The organism is Colidextribacter sp. OB.20 (assembly GCF_009911595.1).
GTDB lineage: Bacteria > Bacillota > Clostridia > Oscillospirales > Oscillospiraceae > Lawsonibacter.
This window is the reverse complement of record NZ_QWKG01000068.1, coordinates 1-24,497: the sequence shown is the minus strand read 5'-3', so window position 1 is coordinate 24,497 and position 24,497 is coordinate 1. Positions and strand designations below refer to the sequence as shown.

Here is a 24,497-nt window from a genome sequence, read left to right as displayed (position 1 = left end):
TTCGAGAAGAATGCTGTTTTCCACCATATTTGAGGCATTTCACATTCTTCTCGAATAACCATAGTTCTTTAATAAACCAAATTATCCGACATGTCGGATAACCGGGTGGTCATCAATCGGTAAAGCTCGGTGTCCCTGGGGAACTCGTTGGCGAAGGGGACGATGGAGCCGCCTACGCGGATCAGGCCGTGGCCCGCTTCGGCGCTGGTGATATAGGACATTTGATTGGTGGAGATATTCAGCAGCTTGGCAAGCTCGGCCCGGTCGGTGGCCGCCTGGTTCAGCAGCACCAAAAACTCGCTGTTGGCGAACATGAGCCGGGCGGTGTCGGAGCGCAGACATTCCTCCACGTTCTGCGTAGCGGCGGTCATGGCGGCGGCGTACTTTCTGAACCGTTTCCAGCACTTATACAGGAATTGCGCGGAATAGTAGTAGCGGAAAAACAGATACACCTCATCCACGAATACCCAGGTGTATTTCCCGGCCAGCCGGTTCGCCGCCACGCGGTTTTGAATGGTCTCCAGCGTGACATTCAAGGCCGTGGGCTTGAGCTGTTCGCCCATCTCGTAGAGGTCGAAGGAAATAATGCGGTTGGCAATATCCACGTTGGTCTCATGGGCAAACATATTCAAGCTGCCCTCCACGAACAGCTCGGACGCCAGGGCCAGCTCCTCCGCCTCCCGTTCCGGCTGACGCTTCAATTCGTTGCGCCAGTCGGAGAGGATCGGCTGACGGGACTTGCCGCCGCTGGCGACCAGCTCATGGTAGACGCTGGCGGTGCAGCGGTCAATGATGGACTTGTGGAAGGCCCCCAACTGGCCCGCGCCCATCTGCTGCTCGCATATGCTCATAAGCAGCTCGGACTTCATAGCCACGGGGTTTTCGCCGGTGCCGTAGCCCCTGGCAATTTCCAGAGGATTGATGTGGTGGGGGCTGTTGGGGGAAATCTCGATCACCGCCCCGCCCAGGGCGCGGGTCAGGTCGCCGTACTCGCGCTCGGCGTCGATGATAATAATATCATCGCTGGTGGACAGGGCGATAAAGGTAATGGCCTCCTTCATGCTGAAGGATTTGCCGGAGCCGGACACGCCCAGGATAAAGCCATGGGGGTTCAGCAGCCGCTTTCGGTTGCAGATCAGGAGGTTTTTGCTGACGGCGTTGACGCCATAGTAAATGCCTCCAGCGTCCTGTATCTCCTGGACGCGGAAGGGCATGAGAACGGCGGCGCTCTCGGTGGTGAGGGTGCGGGTAGTCTTGACGCGGCGCAGGCCGTAGGGCAGGGCGGTGTTCAGGCCATCCTCCTGCTGGTAGCGCAGAACGGAGAACTGGCAAAGGCTCTCGTTGCCGATGGCCTGCAAGGTCTCGGTGTCCGCGTCCAACTGCTCCAGCGTGTCGGCCATGTGGACCAGGGTGACGTTGGCGAAAATCATGCGCTGGTCACGGGTGCTGAGGTCGTCCAAAAACTCCTTGTTCTCCGCCCGGAGCTGTTCCAGCTCATAGGGGACGGTGGCGGTAAAGTTGTTGTTGGCGTTCTGTTTCTGCTGCCAGCGGGTAATATCGCTCTCCACGCCCAAAATCCGGGCCTGCATCTCCTTAACGGCCTCGTTGGTAGGAATGGGCAGAATGTCGATGGACAGCATGAGGTTCCGGGAGAAGTCGGACAGGTCGGTAATCATGCGGTCCTTGATGTAGCTGGCGTACTCCCGGAGGAACAGGACGCGGCCCACCTTGCCGCCCAGCTCAAAGTGGTCCGCCTTGAACTGCATCCCGTCCGGGGCGATGGCGTCCTTGAAGTGGTGGCCCCGGCGCATGGCGGCGGAGAGGTCGAATTGAAAATCCCGTTCCTCGCTGGGCCGGAAGAAGTCATGGAAGATCCGCAGGCGCTCATGGTTGTCCAGGGGCTTGGCCCCGCTGTCCAGCTTGCCGAAGCTCTTGGACAGGTCAATGTCCACCCGCTTGAAAAAGGTGCGGGCCTCGTCGATGTTCTTCCGGGCGACGGAGATTGTGATGTACTTGTCCTGGATGAGATTGTTGCTTTCCAGCGCCTTCTCGGTGAGGATGCCGTTATACTCCTGGCGGTAGCGGTCCAGCTCGTCCCCTTTCAGCCGCATGAGGACGCTGTGCTGGAAGTCGGCGCCGTTGAGACGGCGGTTGTTAATGGTGATCTTGGCGGTGGCCCCGGTGGGCAGGCTGTTGAGAACGCCGCAGTAGGCCAGGAACATTTCCTGCTGATCCTCATGGGACGCCACGGAGTAGTTAATATCCGCAAACCGCCATGTCCGGCTGTACCGATTGCGGCCCGTCTGCCAGATGCCGTCCCGGAACACACGCTGGATGGGAATGGACTGCTGAACGCTGCGGGGGATTTTGAAGGTCTCCCGTTCGCTCTTGTTGGCGGCGGCCAGTGTTTTAATCATAGTCCTGTACCCCCTTTTTTGTCAGCGCCGCGCAGTAGAGATTTTCCGACTGGAACACCCTGGGCCCGGCGCAGAGGAATTGAGATTTCAGATAGGCCCATACAAACTGCTCAAAGGTCATGCCGTTGTAATGAAAAAAGCCGGTGACGGCCACGGGAGCCGCCGCCACGATGCAGGCCCAGCTTGCGGTCTCCGGGCCGGTGATGGTTTTCAGAAGGAAGTACACGCCCACGGCCATGCCGACGGCCAGAACCGCGCAGGCAAATTGCCGGACGGACAGGCCGAAGAAAATGGTCTCCTTGTGCTGGCGCACTTCCTTGGGGATTTTGATTTCCATGTTGATAAGTCTCCTTAATGGTGGTATCTTAATGTCAAGAACAAAATTTAGCGGAGGAAAGTTTTATGGATTGGATTCTGTTCTGGACTGCGTTTGGAGCGATTGGGACAACTTTGGGATCGCTTATTACTGCGATTGCAGTAGCTATTGCAGTTAGACAATATAAGCAGCCACTGGTCAAGCGTCTCAAAATTGAATTTTCAAGCGCAATCCCCGTTGGATTAGGTATTGACAACGAACTTTTTTGCATTGGTGTCTCCAACACGGGTGTTCGGGCTATAAATGTATCGAATATTTACTTGAATGTAGGAAAGAAAAATTTGGTTTTGAACAGTGCCCAGTTTTTTCTTCCTGGAATGTTAGAACCACTATCTTTCCCTGTTGAAGTTCTACCTGAGCAAAAGGTGCAAATGTACTTAGACAGAACGAACATTGCAGAATTTTTTGCAGAAAATATTGCCAATGGACACTTTAGCAAATCTACTCCGGTGAAGGTTGCTGTTACAGATCAAACGGGTGGATGGCATTTTCATCGAACTGGATGTACCGTTCATACATTAGCAAGTTTATAGTCCAAACATTTCCTTTACAATTCGTTCCGCGCCCTTCACCAGCCCCACCAGCACCAGCATATTGAAAATTGTTTCCCCGATGTACTGCCAACTCATAGTGACAGCAGATAGAGAGGTATCCACCACGGGGGTCCCGCTGGACATGAAAGCGGAGAAGATCAGGCAGGCCAGCACGATAATGGCCCCCTCCAGGCAGACGCCGATATAGCTTTTCAGGAAAGCGGTCCCTGCAAAGCTGGTATTCTCTCCGGCGAAGGATGCCAGGGGCAGCGGAGCCAGCGCGGTATAGAAGTAAAGGCGGAAAAACCGGCCATAGACGGTCAGGATCAGGATAAATGACATGACTGTGATAAACAGGCTGCCCAGCAGGGAGACCAGCCATAGGGGGATGCTGGCGAGAAAGCCCACGTCCTCGATGGCGTCCACGATCTCCTGCGGGACGGTGACGCTGGCGGCGGCCATGCCGCCGATGCCGCCCATGACTGTCTGCACGATACCGCCGCAGACAGAGAAAATGCCGGTCATAATATCCAGCGCGGAGCCAACGGCCAGCTTTGCCAGCAGAAAGCGGATAAAATGCCGCAGCACAAATTCCGGGCGCTGGAAGTCCCGAAAGCTGGCGGCAGTCTGGAAAATGCTCATGGCGAAGAACAGCACCAACAGGCCATAGCCCACGGCCTTCATCGCGTCATTGATGGTAACGATGGTCCCCCATACCGTACCGCCTCGGAAGGTTTCCGGCGTAGTGGTAATGAGGGACCATATCTCCGTCAGTTTTCCGTTCCAGGTGTTGAAAGCCGATTGCAGGTTTCCAACGATCCAGTTGTCGCTCAAAAGAAATTCACCTCCAAAAATGCGGCTCAAATTGAGACGCATTTCGACAAAATATGATTACCGGGATGGCTGATTGAAAAAAGTTCCTTTGTCAAAGTCCTCCCGCCGAGCCTTCCGCAGCGCCTCCGCTTTGGAATATCCCATATACAAGCGGTGGTGGATTTGGTCATTGGGGGTTCTGACATAGATTTTCCAACAGCCATGCGGTGTGCGGTCACAGGATATGATCTGGTTGTACTTTCGCAGCCGTTTTCCCATAGCCAGCTCCTTTCTCGAAAAATATGGGGGCGAGCCCTCCGGCCCGCCCCTTGGGCGGCTTACAGCGCGCCGATGGTGGTCAGAATCTCCTTGGCAAAGGCTATCATCAAGCCACCGAACAGGCAGAGAAAGCCTTGGGTGCGCTGGCTGGCATCGTGAGACTGGATGGACATACCCACCTGGACGATGCCCCAGCCCAGCACGATCACGCCCACGGCCTTGATGATGGAGAAGATGAAGTCGGAGAGGTTGTTTACAATGGTCAGCGGATCGCCGCCAGCGGCGAAGGCCGGGCAGGTCATAGCGGCACAGAGGGCCAGGGTCAGCACAGCGGTGAAGTAGCGGCGCTTGGCCCGGCGCTGGCGGGCGGTGATGGTCTCATTGGTCTTTTTCATTGGATAGTTCCTCCTCGTCAATGATGATAATATTGTCCAGGCCGTCAAATGGCAGGCTCAAATCCTCCTGCGCGAAGGTCAGGCCGGGATGATGGATATAAGGGGCGGCCCCGCCGTCCTCGGTCAGCTTGATATTGGGGTGTTTGAGAATGTCGTACTTTTTGTCAATGACCGGCCTCTCGCCCCGGATAAAGACGATAGCGTAGGCGTTGTCCATGGCCCGAACTTCATCTGGCGTGAGTAATTCGCGGCCGGTCTGCTGGTACGATGTGGAGCTGGAGCCGTGGGAGCCCTTGGAAATACTGCGGTTCCGGGTGTCCAGCGTCTCTTTTCCCAGCATTTCAGAGATGTATTTGTGCGTACTTTGCTCATTTCCACCGAGATACACCAGCGTATCGGCGTTGCCCATCAGCCCCTCCCAATCGTCTTTGAACAGGGCTTTCAGGGCGGAGATATTTTGCAGGACGATGGTGGACATGATATTGCGGGAGCGCATAGTGGCCTGGAGCTTGCCGAAGTCGTCCGGCAGAGAGACGTTGCAGAACTCGTCCATCATCAGCCGGACCGGAACGGGCAGTGCCCCCTGGTGTACCTTGTCCGCCTGATAGTAGAGGGCCTGAAATGCGCAGGTGTAGAGCATCCCCACAAGGTAGTTGAAGGTGCCGTCATTGTCGGGGATGATGGCAAAGACGGCCTGCTTTCGGTCTCCCATCAAGCCCAGCTCCATATCGTCCCGGCTGGTGATACCGACGATTTCCGGGATGATGAACGCGGACAGCCGGACGGCGGCGGACAGAAGGATCGACTTTGCTGTTTTGCCTGTAACTAGTTGTCAAGGACTTTTTAATACTGTTCACAAAATATTCAAAAAATTGACACAGCAAAAGCCGGGGGCCTCACGGCTCCCGGCCTGCTCGTGCGGTGCTTACTCCTGCGCCATCATCTGGCGGACTTCCTCGCGGAGCATCCGCTTGATTTTGTCCTCCATTGTCTCGGTGCTGGTTTCACTGAAATGTGCCCACACAAGATAAGTGGTCTTGCCGATTTTCTTTACCATCGAGGGCGGGGTGTCCGGCTTGGGCCGGGGGAAGGTCATGCCTGCGGTAGCGTTGGGAAGTTTATTTGCCATAGGCGGCTCCTTTCAGTCCATCAGATTTTCAAACGTGCCAGCTTGTCTTGCGCTGTGGCTTTACGAAAATTCTCGCCGGAAAAACGGATAGGGGCACACATCTCCAACAGCCGGTCATAGATGCGGGCGTGGGCGGTGTCCTGGGGGTGCTGCAAATCCTGAAGGGACAAGTTCGTGGTGACGATCAGCGGCCTGCGGCTGCGGTAGCGGCTGTCAATCACGTTGTAGACCTGCTCCAAACCGTACTCCGTCCCGCGCTCCATGCCGAAGTCGTCCAGTATCAGCAGCGGGGCGCGGCACAATCTGGCTATGTACTCGTTGCGGCCCTCAAAGCTGGCGGTCAGGTCGTTCAGTATCAGTGCAAAGTTTGTCATGCGGACGGCAACTTCCTGCTCCATCAGAGCATTGGCGATGCAACAGGCGAAATAGCTTTTGCCAGTGCCGACACCGCCCCAAAGCAGATAGCCGATGTTTTCCTCCTGCATGGCCATCCAGTTCTCAACATAGAAGCGGGCGTGTTTCATTTGCGGGCATTTGCCGTTGTCATTGGCAAACGTCCACTCCCGCATAGCCGGGTCGGTAAAGCCCTTGCGTTTCAAATCGGCCACGGCCCGGTGGTGACGGTGGGCCTCCTGTTCCGCCGCCTCCCGGTCTAACCTCTCCTGCTCACAGTGGCAGGGATGGGGGAGCAAGCGGCCCTCCATCGGCGGGGCCTCCATGCGAAACTGTTTCGGGGTGCGGCACTTGCCGCAGTACAAAAGGCCGTCCTCGCCGGTGTAGTCCCCCGGTGCTATATGGGTCACGGTGATGCGCTTGATGATGCTATCGAAATCGTTCATAAGCTCTCGCCCTCCTTGCACGAATAGTCAGATACGCCTTTACCCTTGCGCCTGTCCTCCTTGGCCCAGCGGCGGATGGTGGCGGCGTGGCTTTTGTAGGTCTTGCCGGTGGAGGCCATATATTCAGACAGTCTTTCGATGTACTCCTGCCAGACGGTGGGAAAGTCAGCTTGTAGTTCGGCAACCTCCGCCTCGGTCAAAAAGACGTTCTCATAACGGCCTCGCGCGCGGGCGCACGCGCCCTCTCTCACATCAGGTAATTCACTCAGGTTACTCGTAAGGTTATTAGTGGACAATTTTCTGTCCATCAAAGGGATAGTTTTCTGTCCATCAGGAGGACAATTTTCTGTCCTTCTGGGGGCTAATTTTTTGTCCATCAAACGGACAATATCCTGTCCATCAGGTATCTTGACATAGATGCGGTTCGGCTGGGACTGGCCCCGCCGCTGACGCTCAATCAGGCCAGCGGTTTCCAGTTCATTTAAGGCGTTCTTCACCGTCATGGGGCTGCGGTCGATGGCATTGGCAATTTCAACGATGGGAAAGACGATGTAAATCTGGCCGTTATCATCGGCCCAGCCGTTGGCCTGGGAGAGCTGCGCCCTGTCCAGCAGAACGGCATAGACCAGCTTGGTAGCCAGCGCCAAATCCGCCTCCATCAGAAAACGGGGGTAGGGCAAATAGGGCGGCATTTTGGTGTCGGCGGTCATGTAGTCAGCAATCGTGTTCACCTCCCGATTTGTGGGCCGTTAGAGGGCCGTTTTTGGGGTTCAGAATGGAAACATACAGCCCCCCTATCGAGGACGGGTTTGAAAGCCTTGATATAAGCGGCTTTTCAGAGGGTACTTTTTCTATGCACCAGCCCTCTTTTTCCTGGCCCAATCCCGCTTGCTCCGCTTGGTCCGTCTTGCGGCACAGTCGGGGCAGTACAGGGTGTTGTGCTTGGGCGGGGTAAAAATCCGCTTGCACTCCCGGCAGCGCCGCCGTCCGGTAGCCGGAGGCGGCAGCAGAGCGGCGCACAGTTCTCCGTCCAGCGGCAGCACAGCGGCCTGGAACCAGCGGCAGATCAGGGAATAGGAAATGGACTGCGGGCAGGCACATTCCTCCCCATCGTCCAGCAGCAGACAATTCCCCCGGTCATAGTTACAGCAGCTATGTACCAGCCGCCGGACGGCCCGATATTGCTGATAGGTCATCGTTCCTGTTCCTCCCTGCGCTGGGTCTGGCCCTCCCTGGCAAGACGCTCGGCGGTCTTTTTCAAAGTCTCAACCGCCTTGATGTCCTCCCGCATGGCCCGCATTTTCAGATAGTCAGCATCTTTCTCGGCGGTCAGCCTTTGGGCCTCGGCCCTCCACGCCTTGGGGGTAATGGCCTCGCCGGATGCTTTCAGAGTGTCCAGGTAGCGGACAGCGGCATCGAACAAAGCAAGGTCGGCACTGTGCCGCTGCTCGAATTGCTCCCGCTTTCCAGGTGTAGCCTTGTCCAATTTCTGGCGGACGGGCTTGTACTTCTGATACTGCGCCCACATTTCCAGATGTTCGGTCAGAGCGGAAATGCGCCGCTCTTTGCTCACAATTTTGCCGCGCAAGTCATAATAATCGCCGTTCATGGCAGCAACCTTGTCAAACAATTCCTGCATGGAAGAAATGCCATTTGCCTGCAAGAAATTAAACACCGCAACATTTTCTTTGAGCGTTTTCACCTTGGCGTATTGGGAGGCCGGGGCGGTGTCCTGCCTTGCCTGGAAAAGAAAATCCATAATGCTCTCCCGGCCCTGGGGCTGGGTGGACTGCTCCTTGCTCCAGTTATACAGACGGGTGATGCGGGCTTTAATCTCCTTCAGCAGCTTGTTGTCGGCGGCAATCTCCCGGTTGATGTTGCCTTTCTCCGTCTGGATGCCCCGCCGCTCCATCTGACTGGCGGCAGGCCCCATGTGGACGCTGGGAATTTTGTCAATGCCCTGCCTCTTGTAGCTGCGGTGGTCGATGCGCTCCGGCCTGCCTGCGGCCTCCAGCGCCCGGTTCGTATAAGCAGCCCACGCCGCCCGCCACTTCTCGGCGTTGCTCCGCTGGTTCCAGTCGGTGGTATCCTCCCGATGGCTTTTCCAGCCGCCTTTGCCGTCAGGGATGCGTTGGCCCTGGCCGTCCAGGTCGTACACCTTGTGGCACTTCGCGCCCCACTCCCCATTTTCTTTTAGAGGTCGGATCGTCAGCAGGATATGGGCGTGAGGGTTGCCGTCGTCCTTGTCATGGATAGCGAAGTCGGTGCACATTCCAGCGTCCACGAAGTTGTCTTTTACGAAAGAGCGGACAAGGGCAAGCTGCTCCGCCCTGGACAGTTCAATAGGCAAGGCCACTTCAATTTCCCTGGCAAGCTGGGCGGTGCTGGATTTCTCGATTTCCTCCACGCTGTTCCAGAGAGTGGAGCGGTCTGCAAACTCCGGCGGGGCGTGAGAGGGTAACATGATTTCTGTATGGACAACGCCGTCCTTGCGGGTGTAGTCGTGGGTCATGCCGTCCCACTCGTTCACCAGCTTTTCACCGCTCCGGTAGGCGGCAGCGGCCACGGCGGACTTGCCCTGGCTCCGCTGAATGATTTGGATGGGACAGTGAAAAATTGCCGTAAAAACGCACCTCCTTTCAGTGCTGGATATTGGCCCCGCCGGAAAGTGACAGACGCGAAGCGGGTGTCACTTTCTGGCGGGGGTGCGGGGGTTTGGGGGTGTCAACCCCCATCGCGTCCGTAGGACGCAATAGCCCCCGGCAGGGCGCACAACACCGGCCACGGTGTATAAGTGCGCCATTCGGACTAAGCATTACTTCTCACCTTCGTTTTTCGGTGTTCTTTCTGCAAGTTCCCTCGCCCCCGGCAGGCGGGAAAGGGCAATCAGAAACGCTTTGGCATCCTCGCCCTCCATTTCCACGACAGCGGGAAAAACAGCCTCCAATAGTGCGCCGCGTCCGATCAGCCGGTGCGTCCTGGCCCAGTGTTCCTCACTCCGCTTTCGGTTCAGCAAAATCTTCTGGCGGTTCTGCAACTGGCCGATTTTCTTTTCCACTTTCTGTTTCTCTGGCGATTTGTCCATGTAAGTCATTCCTCCTTTTCCAGCCAGCCATTTTTGGCGAATATCTTCTGCAATTTTTTGAGTGCGCCGGTCACGCTATCACAGGCGCAGCTTCCGCTGATACCCTCGTCCGCCGCTATCTCCCGAAACTTTTTCTCCAAGGCAAACCGGGCATGGAGCCGCCGCGCCTGGGTGGGGGACAGATGGGTAATGGCCTCTGCCAGACGTTCCAGCAGCAGTTCTTCAGCGGCATCGTCAATCTCCTGGATAATCAAATCTTCCGGGGACTGCACCAGAAACATAGCGTGGTTTTCAATGCCGGGGCTGCAATCCATAGAGTAAACGTGATAGTAACTTTTCCGGCCCTCTTGCCGGTTCTCATAGAGCCGACATTCCTCCATGACGGCGGCAACCTCGTCCGGCACTTCAATGAATGTGTCCTTGGTGTAGAGCGGGTAGTAGTGCTTTCGTAAATTGATGATCGCCATGCCGCCCTCACTTTCCCTGGGGGTGGTCTGCGTAGTAGCGGCGCAGATTGCACAGACCACGGCGGATGGACAGACACACGTTGCTGTTGTGAACGTGCTCACGGTCTGCGATCTGCTGTTGTGTCAGCCCTCCCATGTAATAGGCGCAAATCCGGCGGGCTTGGGTGGGAGTGGCGTGGGCCAGGGCCTCCCGCAAGGCAGAGGCCAGCCGGTCACGCTCGGCCCGTTCCTCCGCCAGCATGACAAGCTGCTCCGGGGACGGGCTGTGTTCCAAGGCATAGTTTTCCGTCCAGTCGTAAGCGTCCAGCGAGTAGAACGCTCGATGATACCGCTTGCGGCGCTCATGGTTCCGCATTTCCCTGACGGACTGGCACAGCACGTCAAAGACTTCCTCACTGACCTCCACCAGCTTGTCCTGCTCATAGTAGGGGTAATGGAGCCGCAAATTGATAACTTTCATTTTGACCTCCTAAATGACAGGAGGGACAAGCAGCCGAAACTGCTTGTCCCTCCCGGTGATGGAGCTAACGCCCCTCACCTTATAGCCCACTTGGGAGACCAATCGTTAAGTAGGTTTTTTGAAGAATTTCATAAACTTTTTGCGGACGGCCTCAATGCTGTAATGGACAGCAGCCTTGGTACAGTCCTCCATCTCGGCAATCTCCGCATAGCTGAAATCGTACAGCGCATAGAGCAAGAACCGCTCCCGCTGGGTGCCGGTGCAGAGCGACAAAACCGCCAGAATTTCATCCAGCGTTTCCCGCTGGCAGACCAATTCCTCTGGGGTAGCGCAGTAGGGCAAGCGGCCCTCGGCGGCGATTATGTACTCGTCATATTCGCGCCCATCCCAATACCGTTGACGCTCCCGGTAAAGTTTCCTGTTGTTCCGCTTGGCCTGTTCCAGATAGTCGACAACCTCGGCGCTGACCTCAACGGAAACAAACCGCTCATTGATTTTGATGGTAATTTCCATCGTCCTTTCCTCCGTTCAGATTTTTGGGGGCTGAACGGGGAAGGTGGGGAGCGGCAGCGGGGTCGGTATCGCTGGCCTAGAAATACAAAAGCACCCGGACGGCGCAAGGCCATTCGGATGCTGGGAACAACATTGTGGGCTGTCAGTAAACGACTGTTTTCGCAAGCCTGGGTGGACTTCGCCGTTGCGGGGGGGCAGGCTTTTTTTGACAAGTGCCTATCTCTCCACAATCGCATGGCGGCATCCTCCTATATACCGCCTATTTTCAACTGTAAATATCACAAGAACGTCACTGTCCAAACTTGTTTCGACACGATACCAGCTTCAAATGTCACATCTTCGTGACATTTGAAAGCCGGGAGCAGGTTGCTCCCGGCTTTCCTGAATAAATCTCAATTTTGCCGCAGCCGTTCTATGATGCTGACCTTAGCAATTTGCCGGTACAAAAGCGCCGGTATTGCCACGGTCAGGAGAATAAGGAACGGATAGATCACCAGCATGGGCCACATGACAAATTGATAGGTGAAGAACCAAATCCCGCTGGAAATCCCCCGCACGACTACCACAGAAAACAGAACGCCAAGGACAGCCGATGTGATAATCGTTCCCAGGGCATAATACAGCCCCTCAAAGGATAGCATACGCTTTAACTGCTTTCCCGTCATGCCAATGCTTTGCAGCATGGCAAATTCTTTTTTGCGGGTGATAACGCTTGTCAGGACGGAGTTGACAAAGTTTGCGATGCCGATAATTCCGATGATGATACTCAGTGCCCCGCCGATAGTGATGATAAGGGAAGTGAGATCGTCAAAGGAGCTGGTATAGGTCGCCTTGGATTCAAAATCCATACTCGGCTCCACACTGTCGATATAGCTGTTCAAAAACTCTGCCATTTCCGCTTCCGTTCCCTCTTTCACATCAAAGGGAAAGCTGACCAGATGGGGGTTCTCGCACAGCGGCAGGAAAATTTCTGTCGGGAGATAGAACCGAGACTCACCTGTGTTGCGGGTGGTGGCCGTGTTCTCGTTGGCCCGGACTTTTGCCAGGATGATAAAGTCATAGCTGTCTGTAATGGTGGTGGAAAGTTCCTCCGCTTTCAGGTGGTTGATCCGTACTGTATCACCCACGCTGATATTGGGGTTCTCTATGACAGTTCCATCGTCGTTACACTCTACGCTCAACAGGATATACTTTCCTGATTTCAGCTTTTCCAGGTCGATGGTTCCCTCTATGACTTCCATTCCATTCAACAGAAAATCGTCCGCGCCATACAGTCTTACAAAAGGATTTCCGTTCAGGTCTTTGTTATAGCTGAAAAAAGCATTGTGTTCCGTGGAAAACGGTTCTTCCAGCATCCAGGAGGAATAGAGCCTGCCGCCGTCCTCAAAACTGCTGTTTTGTCTGACGGCCTCAATGAAGGTATCGGACAGATCATGTTCGCTTTTTTCAACCTGGTACTGGAAAAACTCTGCGTTGGAAATCACAAAGTCCGTATCCATAAATTTTGCAATATACTTGTCAATATCAAAACCGCTGGACAGGGTGAATACCGTGTTGAACAGCACCAAACTCAATGTCATGGACACAATCACCAGCACAGTACGCTTGCGGTTGCGGCCCAGGTTTGCTAGCGCCATAAAGTGGAGCTTCGCGCCGTGGGTCGATTTTTTGTCTTTGGCTCTGCGCTTTCCAAACGCTGCCGTATCATTTTCCGTGTAGCGGATGGCCTCGATTGCCGAAACCGTACCGGCAATCTTCGCGGGCTTGCGGACGCTGACAAAGACGGTAAAAAGGGCGAAAGCAGCGGAACCAATGAAAATCAGAGGATTTACCGTTACTTTAACACCGGCGTCCGCAGTATAACTCGTTCCGTTCATCAGGAAAGGCACCAAGGCCCGGCCAATGAAGAAGCCCACCAGCAGGCCGATGGGAATACCAATCAGGGACAGGCGGAGCGCCTGCCGGTTGATTAGACGTTTAATCTGCCGCTTTGTTGTACCCAGCGTTTTTAGCTGTCCGTAGGACTGAATATCCTGAATAACGGAAATCTGGAAAATGTTGTAGATAATCAAATACCCTGTTACGATAATCAACGCAACGCCAACCATGCCGGAAACCAGCATGGCAGGATTATCCGTCAATGCGCCGCTTTGATAGGCCGGGCTGACACGGGCAATCACATAGTTGCCGTTCTCCTTGCTGCCGCCCATTGTGTCGCAGGTATAGCCGGTTTCGGAAAGAAGCTGGTGGAGCTGGGCTTCTATGTCGCCGTTCCCTCTGAACATCACATAGGCGGAGACAACGCCGGAATAATCATTGTCCACGGGATAGGTATAGGTCAAAATGTCCGAATGGGCGTCCACAAAGGCTTTCGACACGACCAGCCTCCCGATGTTGCTCAAGCTGTCAGTTTCCCAAAAGCCGCAGAGGGTGAAATCGGTGGTATATAACTGTCCCTTTACTTCATAGGTCAGAGAAACGGTTTCCCCGATCTGCGCCGGGACGCCCAGGGCGTCCAATGTCTTTGTGTCCGCGATGATCTCGTTTTCTGCTTCGGGCCGATGGCCTGTTGTGGGGGTGTAACGGGCAAATTCCAATGCGGTATCGTCCATATACCACAGGTCAGAGCGCCAGCGTTCCAGGCCCGGATTTTTCAGCCGGTAGGAAACAGCCTTTGTATAGGCGATGCGGTCAATCAAGAGATTTCCCGCCACATCGCCGTAAACTTCATCGCTGATATAGTTTAAGACCGCCTGCCCCTCGCCGCCCGCCTTGCGGATGTTCTGATCGTGAACGGTGTCCATCAGGCCGGAACCCAGGGTGAAGATCGTGGTAAAAAGTATGGTTGTCAGCACGATTGCGATAATTGCAATGATATTCCTGCTTTTGCTGGCCTTGAAATAGCGCCCTGACAACTTTTTAATCACCGCGCCGTTGTTATTGCCAAATAAAATGTCATTCATCGTCAGCGCCCCCTTACTCAAAAATCCTGCCATCCTCAATGCGGATAATGCGGTCAGCCAGCTGGGCGATCTCGTTGTTATGGGTTATCATCACCAGCGTTTGATGAAATTTGTTGCTGGTTGCTTTCAACAGGCCCAGCACATCGCCGCTTGTCCGGCTGTCCAGGTTGCCGGTCGGCTCGTCAGCCAAAACGATGGCGGGCTTGGAAACGAGGGCGCGGGCGATGGCGACGCGCTGCTGCTGTCCGCCGGACAGGTTGTTGGGCATATTGTTCAGCTTGTCTTCCAGGGCCAGGAGGCACACCACTTCGTTCATAAATTTTTTGTCTACGGTATCGCCGTCCAGCTCTACAGGCAGGACGATGTTTTCATAGACGTTCAGAACAGGAACAAGGTTGTAATTCTGGAAGATGAAACCGATGCTGCGCCGACGGAAGATGGTAAACTGCTCGTCGTTCATCTTGGCAAGCTCTTTGCCCTTGATCTGAACGCTACCGGAGGTGGGCACATCCAGACCGCCCATCATGTTCAGCAAGGTAGACTTGCCGCTGCCGGAGGTTCCGACAATGGCGACAAATTCTCCCTGCTCAATGGAGAGGGTCACACCGTCCAGCGCCTTTGTGATGTTCGGCTCTGTGCCATAGTATTTTTTGAGGTCAGTTGTTTGCAAAATGCTCATGGGTTGCACCATCCTTTCTGTGATGCCGCTATCATAACAGCCAATTCTCACAGAAATGTCACAGACCACTGTTTTTTCACCTATGAAATGTCACAACTCTGTGACATTTCAAGAAATTTTTATTCACGGGGCAGAAATACGGAAAATATAGAACCATGCCCTACCGTCGAGGTGACCTTGATGTAGCCGCCCTGCATGGTGATGATCTCACGGGCGAGGTATAGCCCAATGCCGATACCCTCAATGTCGTGTACTTCTTCTTCCCGGTAAAAGCGTTTGAAGATCATCCCTTGCCGGTTCTCCGCAATTCCTTTCCCGCTGTCCATAATGTCGATTTTTACATATAACTCCCAGCTTTGAACATAAACTTGAATATTGCCATCTGCCGGAGTGTACTTCACCGCATTGTCCAGAATGTTGAACAGGGCTTCGCTTGTCCATTTCCTGTCGTGGGCCAGAATTATATCTTCTGGACAATCTACACTGACATGAATATTCTTCCTTTCGGCGTTCAGCAGAATACCGCCCAGCGCCGCCGCCAGCGTATCATAAATCGGCTGCATTTTTCTCTCCAGCGAAATAACGCCGGTTTCCAGGCGGGAGGTCTTTATCATGGCCTGCATAAGAAAGTCCAGTTTTTCAAGCTGGCCGCTGGACGCCTGCAAAAACTCCCGCTTCTTTTCTTCCGGCATGGGCTGTTCCAGCAGCGTGGCATTTACCATTTTGAGATTGCTGATCGGCGTTTTTACCTGATGGGATATGTCGGAGATCAATTCCTGCAAGTCGGCCCGTTCCTTTGCTATGCTCTCCCGGTTCTCTCGCAGGACTTCATAGAGGCGGACAAGCCGGTGGTTGATTTTATAAAACAGGTTTTCTTCCTCATAGACCTGCGGCGGGACTAATGCCCCATCCAGCATATTGTCTATTGTTTCGCATAGTCTGTCCGAAAATAACACCAACTTCCGACGCAGAAAGGCTACGAAAAGAGCTACATAGATGAACACCAGCAGGATAAACAGCAGGCCCAGCCACACGATTGCCGGATTTCTGGTAAAGAGAAAAGCCGCAGTAATGGCCGCAGCGGAGAGCAAACCTAAAAAAGCTGCCCCTACCGCACAAACGCGGTTTATAGAAAGTTTGCTTCTATTCACTTCTTTATCCCCCCAATCCACATATAGCCCATACCGTAGACGGTCTTGATATATTGCAGGCCGTCTACTTCGATTTTTCCCCGGATGCGGCTGACCGCTACGGTCAATGCGTGTTCATCCACAAAGTTTTCATCTGCGTCCCACAGCTTTTCAAGAAGTACCTGCCGGGTCAGAACGATTTGCGGATTTCTCACCAGCACCTTTAACAAACGATATTCCATCGGCGTAAAGATAATCGACGCCCCTGCGAGGGTAGCGGTCAATTCCGAGAAATTGACGGATAGTGTGCCGTCTGTGTAGCAATCTCCGCCTGTCTGCTTCTCGATGCGACCCAGCAGGGCCGAAACCTTTTTTCGGAATACATTGATTGGAAACGGCTTCGTCACATAATCGTCTGCGCCTAACTCAAACCCTTTCAGCATATCGCTCTCCATATCGTTTGCTGTCAGGAAAATCACAGCGGTATCAGGACGGCGCTCTTTGATTTCCTCGCAGAAGTCAAACCCATTTCCATCAGGCAAATTGACATCCAGCACAATCAGATCATAGTCCTGCGCTTCGCAGAAATTGACCGCTGCTGATTTTGTCATGGCAGCGTCCACGGTGTAACCCGCCGCAGAAAGATTGTAGCAAAGTGTATTGTTCAGAAGTCTATCATCTTCAACCACTAAAAGTTTCATAGTATTACCCCCCTCAATCAGGATAACACGGAAATGTTTCAGAAATCTCACAGCGGAATAGATTTTTATGAAATCAGTATAAACTATCACTTGCGCTATACGCAAGATGCTATTATTTAAGAAATGCGGGGGATATGCCCCCGCATTTCTATCAAACCATAATCAATTCCGCAAAAATGATTTCCTCTACCTGGGCCTTACAGCAATTCATCAGCCCCACCCAGCGCATGGGATCGCGGGCTTTCAAATCCTCGGTGGCCCTGGCCTCCTTTGCCATTCCCGGCATCATGCTGTCCAGCAGGTCATTGGCTGCGTCCTCGGTTTCCAACAGGTGGGCGTACAGCTTGCCGCTCAAAGTCAGGCGGTTAAACAGGCCCGGACGATGCTCCTTCAAATAGCGCAAACGCATAAGGCCATACTTGCCCAAACTGCGGTCAGACGGCGGCTCTATCGTCAGGTCTGGGAGGTAGTAATCGCCCACCTTCACATAATCCAGTTCAATTTTCATAGCGGCACTCTCCTTTCTCTCAAAGCGTGGGGCGGACTTGTATTGCCGCCCGTTTCGGCTCCTGGCGGGGCAGATCGGCAACACGGGCATAGATACCCTTTGCCATATCCTCCGCCCGGATAGCTGCTTTCCCTGCGTCAATCTTGGCCTTTTTCGCCGCCCTGGTGCGTTCCTCATACTGCCGCTGCCAACCGCTGGCCTTGCGGCGGAGATAGGCTTGATGCCGCCGGTCTTTCAATTCCTCTTTCTTCCGAATGGCCTCCTGTTCCTCCGGGGTCAACTCCACTTCCCGGAACGCCGGAGGGATGTACTTGCCGACAAAATTGAAGTAAATCTCCACCGCCTGGGTGGTTTCAATACTGCCCTTGCGGTCACGCTCATGGACAAGGATTTTCTCGACAAATTCATTGAGCATGGTTGTCGTCATGGTTTCAAAATCGCTGTACTTGTCAATCAGAGCAATAAATTTTTCAGCCGATTTCTTCCCCTGGTCGTAGCTGCTGACGGCATTTTCCAACTCCGCAATCTCGATGGCAAGTTCCTCCTGCTCCTTGGCGTACTGTGCATCCAGAGCGGCATACCGGGCATCCGGCAGACGGCCCAAAGCGTTGTCCTCATAGATTTTACAGACGAGGCGTTCCAGTTCCCCGGCCCGTTTCTGTGCCGCCGACAGCCTCCGCTTTTTCTTTTTGATGTCGCTGTCCTGCTGGCTGGCCTGGGCCTCCTGCACTTCCCGGATAAACGCCGCCCGGTCAGATTTGGCAAAATCGGCAATCGCTTGGAGCATCCCGGAAATGAGGTCAAGCACCACGCTCTCGTTGATACGGTGCTGGGTGGGGCAGAGCGTTCCAATGGGGACTTTGCCGTATTGGGCGCAAGTGTACTGGTGGACACGCTTGCCATTGTTGGAGCGGTGGACATACATTTTCCCGCCGCAGTCGGCACAATACATCAGGCCGGTCAGCGGCGCGGCCTCCCCCCAGCCGTCCGGGTAACGCTTGACATTACCCCGGATGCGCTGTACGTTGTCAAAGGTTTCCAGGTCGATGATGGGCGCATGGGTATTCTCAAAAATCGTCCACTCGCTTTCATCGACATAGTGGCTCTTTTTGTCCTTGAAATGCTTACGGGTCTTGAAGTTGACGGTATGGCCCAGGTATTCCCGCTTTTTGAGAATGTGAACGATGGTAGAAGAACCCCAGCCATAAATATCTTTGACCTGCTTGGTTCTGTTCACGCCCTCGTTGAACCTTGCCAGATGTACCGATGGAATTTCAATCTTGTCCTGGGTGAGTTGGGTGGCGATTTGATAGGGGCCGTAGCCTGCCAGCGTCATGGCGAAGATGCGCCGCACCACAGCAGCAGCCTCCTCGTCCACCAGCCAGTTTTCCCGCTTTTCATCCCACAGATAGCCATAGATCACCGTCCCGGTCAGGTGCTTGCCGCTCATGCCCTTGGCCTTGAACACGGATTTGATTTTGCGGCTCGTGTCCCTGGCGTAAAACTCGTACATGATATTCAAGAACGGGGTCATATCATTGTCCCCTTTGGCGGTGTCCACATTGTCGTTAATGGCAATCAGCCGCACTCCCCGCTGACGAAGAATTTCCATCACCTGACCGACTTTCAGATAGTCCCGGCCCAGCCTGGACATATCTTTGACGATGATAGCCTCCACATTGCCGTCCTCGACTTCCTCCATCATCGCCATAAAACCGGGCCGGTCAAAGCGAGTGCCGGAAACGCCGTCATCCATGAAGTGCTTGAAACGGGGATACCCATTCCGGCGGGCGAAGTCCTCCAGCATAATTTTTTGATTTTGGATTGAAAAACTCTCCCCATTTAATTCGTCGTCGCGGCTGAGGCGTTCATAGAGTAGCGCAATCTTGGTTTTTGCCATAGCACAGACCTCCTTGAATGAAAATATGCTCTAAGCTGTCCTTGCCTATCACCGAAAAATCAGTGAATTAACAAGTCGCTTAGAGCATATATCACCGGCGGCTTGCTTGAAAATTTTGTACTCCCGCACGGCGATATGGCCGGGATCTTCGTCCTCCAGCGCCTCAAAGAGCAGGTCAAGGGGGGATTGGAAGTCGTCGCTGTCCTCCCTGGCCCCGCCGTTTTCGATCATATACATGACCATTTCAAAATTCTGTTCCTCCGGCGGAGCTTCATGGAGCAGATAGAGAATCAGGGCGGTGTCCAAGGCGATTTCGCTTTTCTCCCAAAACGGGTCATTGTTGCTGGCGTTCTTAGGCGTGGTGTTGCGAATGAGGTTATGCACCAGTTTCATGGCGTCCTTATCGTCCCGGATATAGGGAAACGGATTGAAAGCGTCAGAATTGGCCGGGTCGATCAGGTCAAAAACCTTGATGGTATAGCCCTTCTGAATGAGCAGCGGGGCCACGGCCCGCAGCATCTCTCCTTTCGGGTCAGTCACCAGAAAACTGCAATTTGCCTGCATCAAATTTGGCTTGCAAAAAAACCGGGTCTTACCTGCGCCGGAACCGCCAATCACGATTTGCAGGAGGTTGCGCCGGTGTTTTTTCCCGTTGAGCCCCATGCGGACATTCTGCGTGAGGATGGTATTTTTCATAGGGTCCTTGTCCCGGTACTTGGCGCAAATCTGCCGTGCGCTGCCCCAGCGGGCGGAACCGTGTTCCTCGCCGGGCCGCCGGTTCTCCTTGGTGGAGAGATACAGCGCAGCACCGCAGCCGTAGAGCAGCAGCCCCACAAGCATGAATTTCAGTGTGTGCTGGGTCCAGCCGATGGCAAAGGGGCGCTCCACCAAAACGGTGAAACGCCCCATCAGGTCAAAGAGGTTCATGCCGTCCTCATAGGCATAGGCCATAATAGCCGATAGCCATAGGACCGGGACGGCCAGCAGCACCCAGGGCAGAGCGCCGTTGTCTTGCTGTTTCTTCATGGACCGCCCTACCTTTCCGGGACGCAAGGTTTCGTCCGCCTGTCCGATAGGGGCCGCTGTTTGACCTGGAACATAGGAACGCCCAGCTCCCGAAATGTATCGGTGCGGAGCCGTTCCGCTTCCTCCCGTGTCGCGCCTCCCTGAGTGATAACGGCGCCGGGCAGGTTCTGGATATTGCTGGCGGCGATCCTCCCATAGCTGGTCCCGTCCAGCGTGGCCCCCCGGAAGTCCACGCGGTCCATGGTACAGTCCAGCGTCAGGCAGGATTTCAGCCGGGCGTCCTGGAAGGACACGGACGCCATATCGCAGTCCCGGAAATGGGAGTGGGCGATGGTGGCCCCGGTGAAGTTGACCATCTGGAGCAGCGAGGATTGAAAGTCGGTGTCATAGAGGTCGGTGTTGTCAAAGACAGCGCCCCGGATGCCGCAGACGGAAAAGCGGCAGCTTTCAAAGTGTGAAAAGGACAGGTCCACATTGTCCGGCATACAGTAGACGGTCACATGGTCGAAATAGGATTCTGCGAAAAAGTCCGGGGGAAAACCGTGTTCTGCCGCATGGTCGAAAAGGGGCTGTCCGATGATTTTCAGCGGGCGCTGGGGGTCAAAGTCCCACATATCATAGCGGTACTGCTGACTGCCCTGCATGGTATAACGCAGCGCCCGGCAGGACTTTTGATGGTGAAAAGCCTCTATGTCCCGCTTGATTTTTTCAGCCTGCCCAGGCTCTCCGCCGCATTTGTCATCCAATATCGAATAGAGCGTATTAAGGGACAGGTCGGAGCGCCCCTGCAAAATATCATTGACTTCCCGGATGGTCTGCACCCGGTTCGCGCCGTTGTATAACGTCGGGGCAGCCTGTTCCAGCAGGTCAGCGATGCTCATGCTGATTTCTGCGCCGCTGCGGACCGCTTGAAAACGGGTCATAAAGTTCCCTCCTTTCTGGCATTATTGGCTGTTTTGCTGAATGTACGAAAAAGGTCGGAAAATGCGTCTCAAGTTGAGACGCATTTCCGACAAAGGGTGTTAATAGCCGGTCTTGGGCAGGGGCGTGGGCTTGCCGTACACCGTCGTTACCCAGCGGGTCACGGCCTGCACCCAAATACCGTTGTAGGTGCCGCCCACGTCAGCGACGTTGACAAAGCTGCTGCCGGGGGTCAGCCCGGACACGGCCTTACAGTAGAGCATGGGGGCCTCCACCTGGCTAAAGCCTCCGGGAGCCTGCCCGAACACGAACATGATCTCTGTGACGCGCTCGTTGGCGGCAAGGCCCAGGGCGGTGGGACTGGCGGCAAGGGTGTAATTCTGGCTGGTGGAGAGGCTGTCGGCCAGCGTACGGTAGTCCCCTGTGTTGTTCACCTTATAGACAATTTTATAGGTGCCGGGGAAATTGTAGGTGCCGGTGGTAACGCTCTCCAGCCGGACGGCGGCAGGAAGCGTATCCCTCCAATAAAAACTCTGGAGCGCCACATTGCTGTTGTTGCCGATGCCGGAGAACACATAGCGGACGGGCTGGCCGCTCATAGCCTCCTTGGGGCCGGTCTTGGTGATAGAAACGCCGGTGGACAGGCTCTTGTTGCTGATTTCCAGCTTGACGATCTGCCCGGAGTATTCCAGCACGGCGGTATAGGTTTCGGAGGACGCGCCGTAGTTGTCCGGGGCTTTGGTTTCCCGGATGGTGTAGCGGCCCAGGGGGAGCTGCTTGGAGGACGCGAGGCCGTTGGCCCCGGTCACGATGGTGTCCACCTTGTTCCCGGTGCGCTCGTTGTAAATCTCAAAGGTGGCCCCGGCCAGCAGCGTCCCGGCAGGCAGACCGTTGGTGGGGTTATAGTCGGCGGACTTCTTCACGATTTGGATTTGTCCCCGAACGGCGGTGTTGGGCCATGTGATGGTGGTGCAGCCGCCGTATTCTACATAGAAGGTTTTGGGCTGGGTGTCCAGAATATACCCGTCCGCGCACTCGATTTCCCGGACAGTGTACTTGCCGTCCGCCAGCTCCTTGTCGATGAATACATAGCCCTCGTTGTCGCTCTGGTAGGTGCCGACAGGGTTGCCCTTGGCGTCGGAGACGAGGAAGGTCACACCATATATCCCCTCGCCGGTAAGACTGTCCACCTTATGGATGATGGCGCTGCCGGTCTGCCGGTTGGTGATCTCCAGAGTGGCGGTCTGGCCGTCCTTCACCTCGATCTGATAAGGCTGGCTGTCCAGCCGGTAGCCCTTGGCGGCTTTCAGTTCTGTCACCTGATACCAGCCCTTTTCCGCTTCAGACAGGGAAATAACGCCAGTACGGTCGGTGGTGTAGGTGCCAACAATTTCACCGTTGAGCTTACGGATTTCAAACTGAACGCCGCTGATACGCTCCCCAGTTTCCTCGTCCGTCTTGATGATGGTGAGGCCCCCGACTTTGGTGTTATACACGGTGATGGTCTGCGTGTCGGCTGCATTGACGCGAACGGTCTGCGTTTTGCTGCCCTCGTCCATCACATAACCGGGCAAGGGCTTGGTTTCCGTGATGACCAGCGTACCAACAACGCCGGAAATGCGGATTTCGCCGTTGGCGTCGGTTTTATACAGCCCCTTGCTGGACAGGTGGCCGTAGTCGTCGTCCAGATAGCTCCCGTCCGAGTAGGTGATCTGGAACTCCACCCCAGCCAGCGGTTCCCCGGTCTGTTTGTCCAGCTTCTTCACCACAATGGTTCCCTGCTTCTGATTGTAAAAGCGGAGGGTCTGCGCCTCTCCAACCTTGATTTTGATGGACTTGGGGGTGGTGTCGAGGACGTAGCCCTCCAGCGTCTTGATCTCCTTGGCGGTGACAGTGACGCCGGGTTCCAGGCCCTCAATCACAATGCGGCCATTTTCGTCGGTGACATATTCGCCGTTGGAGCTGCCAATCACTTGCCCGTTGGATTCTGTCACCAGGAAAGTTACCCCTTTCAGCGGGTCGGTGGTTCCGGTGACGTACTTCTCAATGACCAGGGTTGTCTTGGGGTCATTCTCAAACGTCAAATCGTTGCCGCCGGTCCCGCCATTGTTCCCGGTATTGCCGCCGCCCGAACTGCCGCCTGTGCCGCTGGTGACGCTGTTGGAGCCGTTGCGGACAATGATGGTCTGCGGGGTGGTGTTCAGCACATAGCCGCTGGGGACTTTCGTCTCAACCACAACTACCGTGCTGCCGGGAACGAGGCTGGTCACGGTAGCGGTGCCGTCCTTGCCGGTGGTGCAGCGGGCCAGGATGTTACCGCTGCCGTCCTTGACGGTAAACTCGGTGCCGGGAACAGGCTTGCCGGTCACAGAGTCCAGCTTGGTGATGGTGAGGGAGCAAAGCGGCTCATTGAGAAAAACAAGGGTCTGTGTGTCCTCCGGGTTGACGGTGACGGTCTGCGTCTGTGTGGACTGGTCGATCACATAGCCGGGAGCTGCCTTGACCTCCTTGGCGACGATGGTGCCGGTCACGCCGGAAATACGGATTTCTCCCTTGTCGTCCGTGGTATAGAGGCCGTTGCTGGACAGGTGGCCGTTGTTATTATCCACATAGCCGCCGTTAGCGTAGGTGAGCTGGAACTCGGCCCCGGCGATGAAATTTCCGGTCACGCTGTCCTTTTTCTGGATGACCAGCGTTCCGGCCCGCTTGTTCCAGAACGTGAGCTGCTGCACCTGTCCCGCCTTAATGAGAATGTCCTGGGGAGTGCCGTCAAGGACATAGCCCTCCACGGTCTTGACCTCGCGGGCAATCACGGTCGTACCGGGTTCAATGCCGTCCAGCACGATCTCGCCTGCCTTGTCGGTGTAGTAGGTCCCATCGTCCGGGCCAACTGCGGCCCCGGAGCCGTCCACCACCTTAAAGCACACACCAGAAAGCGGTTCATTTTCCGTGCCCTCAATAAACTTGCGGATGATAAGAGTGGTGGCAGGCTCGTTGTCAAAAATCAGGCTGTTGGCAACGCCGGTGCGGACAACGATATTTTTCGGGGTTTCATCCTTGATATATCCGGTAGGGGCCTTGCTCTCGGACACCACGATAGTGGCGTTGGGGGTCAGCCCGGAAACGGTCACGGTGCCGTCCGTCCCGGTAATATACCGGCCATTGTTGGGGCCGATGGCCTTACCTTCACTGTCCCGGACAAGGAACTCTGCGCCTTTCAGCGGCTTCTTCGTTACAGCGTCCCGTTTGAGGATGGTCAAGGTGCAGAGCGGGTCATCGTAAAAGCGGAGGGTTTGGGTGTCCCCGGCGTTGACTACAACCGTCTGCGGGGTGGGGTCCGCCTGATAATTGTCCGGGGCCTTG

The 24,497-nt window shown here is 55.0% G+C and carries 24 protein-coding genes; 1 reads left to right on the top strand and 23 read right to left on the bottom strand.

Annotated elements, in window-relative coordinates:
- Window positions 1-68 precede the first annotated feature (68 nt).
- Window positions 69-2,417 (bottom strand): VirB4-like conjugal transfer ATPase, CD1110 family, encoded by a 2,349-nt coding sequence (locus tag D1641_RS15290; protein ID WP_160667201.1) that lies wholly within the window; start codon window positions 2,415-2,417, stop codon window positions 69-71.
- On the bottom strand, window positions 2,410-2,754 hold the full coding sequence (locus tag D1641_RS15285; protein WP_160667199.1) for a PrgI family protein: 345 nt from the start codon (window positions 2,752-2,754) through the stop codon (window positions 2,410-2,412). Before D1641_RS15285 ends, D1641_RS15290 begins: the two co-directional genes overlap by 8 nt.
- A 65-nt stretch (window positions 2,755-2,819) precedes the next feature.
- Here D1641_RS15285 and D1641_RS15280 point away from each other — a divergent pair, with 65 nt between their 5' ends.
- Window positions 2,820-3,326 (top strand): hypothetical protein, encoded by a 507-nt coding sequence (locus tag D1641_RS15280; protein ID WP_160667197.1) that lies wholly within the window; start codon window positions 2,820-2,822, stop codon window positions 3,324-3,326.
- Here the strand turns inward: D1641_RS15280 and D1641_RS15275 are convergent.
- The 21 genes from D1641_RS15275 to D1641_RS15175 all read right to left on the bottom strand — a co-directional run.
- Entirely contained in the window at window positions 3,321-4,160 is an 840-nt protein-coding gene (locus D1641_RS15275; RefSeq protein WP_160667195.1) for a hypothetical protein, read from the bottom strand. The two genes, D1641_RS15280 and D1641_RS15275, sit on opposite strands and share 6 nt — an antisense overlap.
- A 317-nt stretch (window positions 4,161-4,477) precedes the next feature.
- Window positions 4,478-4,813 (bottom strand): TrbC/VirB2 family protein, encoded by a 336-nt coding sequence (locus D1641_RS15270; RefSeq protein WP_160667193.1) that lies wholly within the window; start codon window positions 4,811-4,813, stop codon window positions 4,478-4,480.
- Window positions 4,797-5,579: a TraG/TraD/VirD4 family protein gene (locus D1641_RS15265; protein WP_347707448.1), complete on the bottom strand. Its 783-nt coding sequence runs from the start codon at window positions 5,577-5,579 to the stop codon at window positions 4,797-4,799. Before D1641_RS15265 ends, D1641_RS15270 begins: the two co-directional genes overlap by 17 nt.
- A 159-nt stretch (window positions 5,580-5,738) precedes the next feature.
- Window positions 5,739-5,909 (bottom strand): transposon-encoded TnpW family protein, encoded by a 171-nt coding sequence (locus D1641_RS15260; protein ID WP_243149417.1) that lies wholly within the window; start codon window positions 5,907-5,909, stop codon window positions 5,739-5,741.
- Window positions 5,910-5,962: 53 nt separating this feature from the next.
- Window positions 5,963-6,781, bottom strand: coding sequence for an ATP-binding protein (locus D1641_RS15255; RefSeq protein ID WP_160667191.1), 819 nt, complete (start codon window positions 6,779-6,781; stop codon window positions 5,963-5,965).
- Window positions 6,778-7,512 (bottom strand): replication initiator protein A, encoded by a 735-nt coding sequence (locus D1641_RS15250; RefSeq protein WP_347707446.1) that lies wholly within the window; start codon window positions 7,510-7,512, stop codon window positions 6,778-6,780. Before D1641_RS15250 ends, D1641_RS15255 begins: the two co-directional genes overlap by 4 nt.
- Before the next feature lie 120 nt (window positions 7,513-7,632).
- Window positions 7,633-7,977 (bottom strand): cysteine-rich VLP domain-containing protein, encoded by a 345-nt coding sequence (locus D1641_RS15245; protein WP_160667189.1) that lies wholly within the window; start codon window positions 7,975-7,977, stop codon window positions 7,633-7,635.
- Window positions 7,974-9,398: a MobQ family relaxase gene (mobQ, locus tag D1641_RS15240; protein WP_347707447.1), complete on the bottom strand. Its 1,425-nt coding sequence runs from the start codon at window positions 9,396-9,398 to the stop codon at window positions 7,974-7,976. Before mobQ ends, D1641_RS15245 begins: the two co-directional genes overlap by 4 nt.
- Before the next feature lie 198 nt (window positions 9,399-9,596).
- Window positions 9,597-9,866, bottom strand: coding sequence for a DUF3847 domain-containing protein (locus tag D1641_RS15235; protein ID WP_160667187.1), 270 nt, complete (start codon window positions 9,864-9,866; stop codon window positions 9,597-9,599).
- Between the two features lie 5 nt (window positions 9,867-9,871).
- Entirely contained in the window at window positions 9,872-10,333 is a 462-nt protein-coding gene (locus D1641_RS15230; protein ID WP_160667185.1) for a sigma-70 family RNA polymerase sigma factor, read from the bottom strand.
- 7 nt (window positions 10,334-10,340) lie between these two features.
- On the bottom strand, window positions 10,341-10,793 hold the full coding sequence (locus D1641_RS15225) for an RNA polymerase subunit sigma-24 (RefSeq protein ID WP_160667183.1): 453 nt from the start codon (window positions 10,791-10,793) through the stop codon (window positions 10,341-10,343).
- Between the two features lie 105 nt (window positions 10,794-10,898).
- Window positions 10,899-11,306: a sigma factor-like helix-turn-helix DNA-binding protein gene (locus D1641_RS15220; protein WP_160667181.1), complete on the bottom strand. Its 408-nt coding sequence runs from the start codon at window positions 11,304-11,306 to the stop codon at window positions 10,899-10,901.
- A 392-nt stretch (window positions 11,307-11,698) separates the two neighbouring features.
- Window positions 11,699-14,269 (bottom strand): ABC transporter permease, encoded by a 2,571-nt coding sequence (locus D1641_RS15215; RefSeq protein WP_160667179.1) that lies wholly within the window; start codon window positions 14,267-14,269, stop codon window positions 11,699-11,701.
- Between the two features lie 13 nt (window positions 14,270-14,282).
- Window positions 14,283-14,948 (bottom strand): ABC transporter ATP-binding protein, encoded by a 666-nt coding sequence (locus D1641_RS15210; RefSeq protein WP_160667177.1) that lies wholly within the window; start codon window positions 14,946-14,948, stop codon window positions 14,283-14,285.
- 119 nt (window positions 14,949-15,067) lie between these two features.
- Complete coding sequence (locus tag D1641_RS15205; protein WP_160667175.1) at window positions 15,068-16,099, bottom strand: HAMP domain-containing sensor histidine kinase; 1,032 nt, start codon at window positions 16,097-16,099, stop codon at window positions 15,068-15,070.
- Entirely contained in the window at window positions 16,096-16,779 is a 684-nt protein-coding gene (locus D1641_RS15200; RefSeq protein WP_160667173.1) for a response regulator transcription factor, read from the bottom strand. The genes D1641_RS15205 and D1641_RS15200 overlap by 4 nt, the downstream gene beginning before the upstream one ends.
- A 151-nt stretch (window positions 16,780-16,930) precedes the next feature.
- Entirely contained in the window at window positions 16,931-17,287 is a 357-nt protein-coding gene (locus D1641_RS15195; RefSeq protein ID WP_160667171.1) for a TnpV protein, read from the bottom strand.
- A gap of 19 nt (window positions 17,288-17,306) precedes the next feature.
- Entirely contained in the window at window positions 17,307-19,187 is a 1,881-nt protein-coding gene (locus D1641_RS15190; RefSeq protein WP_160667169.1) for a recombinase family protein, read from the bottom strand.
- A 48-nt stretch (window positions 19,188-19,235) separates the two neighbouring features.
- Window positions 19,236-20,213 (bottom strand): type IV secretory system conjugative DNA transfer family protein, encoded by a 978-nt coding sequence (locus D1641_RS15185; protein WP_243149416.1) that lies wholly within the window; start codon window positions 20,211-20,213, stop codon window positions 19,236-19,238.
- Window positions 20,214-20,221: 8 nt separating this feature from the next.
- Window positions 20,222-21,136: a pentapeptide repeat-containing protein gene (locus D1641_RS15180; RefSeq protein WP_160667167.1), complete on the bottom strand. Its 915-nt coding sequence runs from the start codon at window positions 21,134-21,136 to the stop codon at window positions 20,222-20,224.
- Window positions 21,137-21,235: 99 nt separating this feature from the next.
- A partial coding sequence (locus D1641_RS15175; protein ID WP_279285707.1) for a SpaA isopeptide-forming pilin-related protein occupies window positions 21,236-24,497 on the bottom strand: 3,262 nt, incomplete at its 5' end.

Bases quoted from the DNA above. Each gene is read 5' to 3' on its own strand.
- D1641_RS15210 (WP_160667177.1), bottom strand. From the start codon at position 14,948: ATGAGCATTTTGCAAACAACTGACCTCAAAAAATACTATGGCACAGAG.
- D1641_RS15230 (WP_160667185.1), bottom strand. From the start codon at position 10,333: ATGGCGATCATCAATTTACGAAAGCACTACTACCCGCTCTACACCAAG.
- D1641_RS15195 (WP_160667171.1), bottom strand. From the start codon at position 17,287: ATGAAAATTGAACTGGATTATGTGAAGGTGGGCGATTACTACCTCCCA.
- D1641_RS15225 (WP_160667183.1), bottom strand. From the start codon at position 10,793: ATGAAAGTTATCAATTTGCGGCTCCATTACCCCTACTATGAGCAGGAC.
- D1641_RS15220 (WP_160667181.1), bottom strand. From the start codon at position 11,306: ATGGAAATTACCATCAAAATCAATGAGCGGTTTGTTTCCGTTGAGGTC.
- D1641_RS15190 (WP_160667169.1), bottom strand. From the start codon at position 19,187: ATGGCAAAAACCAAGATTGCGCTACTCTATGAACGCCTCAGCCGCGAC.
- D1641_RS15260 (WP_243149417.1), bottom strand. From the start codon at position 5,909: ATGACCTTCCCCCGGCCCAAGCCGGACACCCCGCCCTCGATGGTAAAG.
- D1641_RS15215 (WP_160667179.1), bottom strand. From the start codon at position 14,269: ATGAATGACATTTTATTTGGCAATAACAACGGCGCGGTGATTAAAAAG.
- D1641_RS15290 (WP_160667201.1), bottom strand. From the start codon at position 2,417: ATGATTAAAACACTGGCCGCCGCCAACAAGAGCGAACGGGAGACCTTC.
- D1641_RS15280 (WP_160667197.1), top strand. From the start codon at position 2,820: ATGGATTGGATTCTGTTCTGGACTGCGTTTGGAGCGATTGGGACAACT.
- D1641_RS15200 (WP_160667173.1), bottom strand. From the start codon at position 16,779: ATGAAACTTTTAGTGGTTGAAGATGATAGACTTCTGAACAATACACTT.
- D1641_RS15185 (WP_243149416.1), bottom strand. From the start codon at position 20,213: ATGAAGAAACAGCAAGACAACGGCGCTCTGCCCTGGGTGCTGCTGGCC.
- D1641_RS15245 (WP_160667189.1), bottom strand. From the start codon at position 7,977: ATGACCTATCAGCAATATCGGGCCGTCCGGCGGCTGGTACATAGCTGC.
- D1641_RS15270 (WP_160667193.1), bottom strand. From the start codon at position 4,813: ATGAAAAAGACCAATGAGACCATCACCGCCCGCCAGCGCCGGGCCAAG.
- D1641_RS15285 (WP_160667199.1), bottom strand. From the start codon at position 2,754: ATGGAAATCAAAATCCCCAAGGAAGTGCGCCAGCACAAGGAGACCATT.
- D1641_RS15235 (WP_160667187.1), bottom strand. From the start codon at position 9,866: ATGGACAAATCGCCAGAGAAACAGAAAGTGGAAAAGAAAATCGGCCAG.
- D1641_RS15255 (WP_160667191.1), bottom strand. From the start codon at position 6,781: ATGAACGATTTCGATAGCATCATCAAGCGCATCACCGTGACCCATATA.
- D1641_RS15180 (WP_160667167.1), bottom strand. From the start codon at position 21,136: ATGACCCGTTTTCAAGCGGTCCGCAGCGGCGCAGAAATCAGCATGAGC.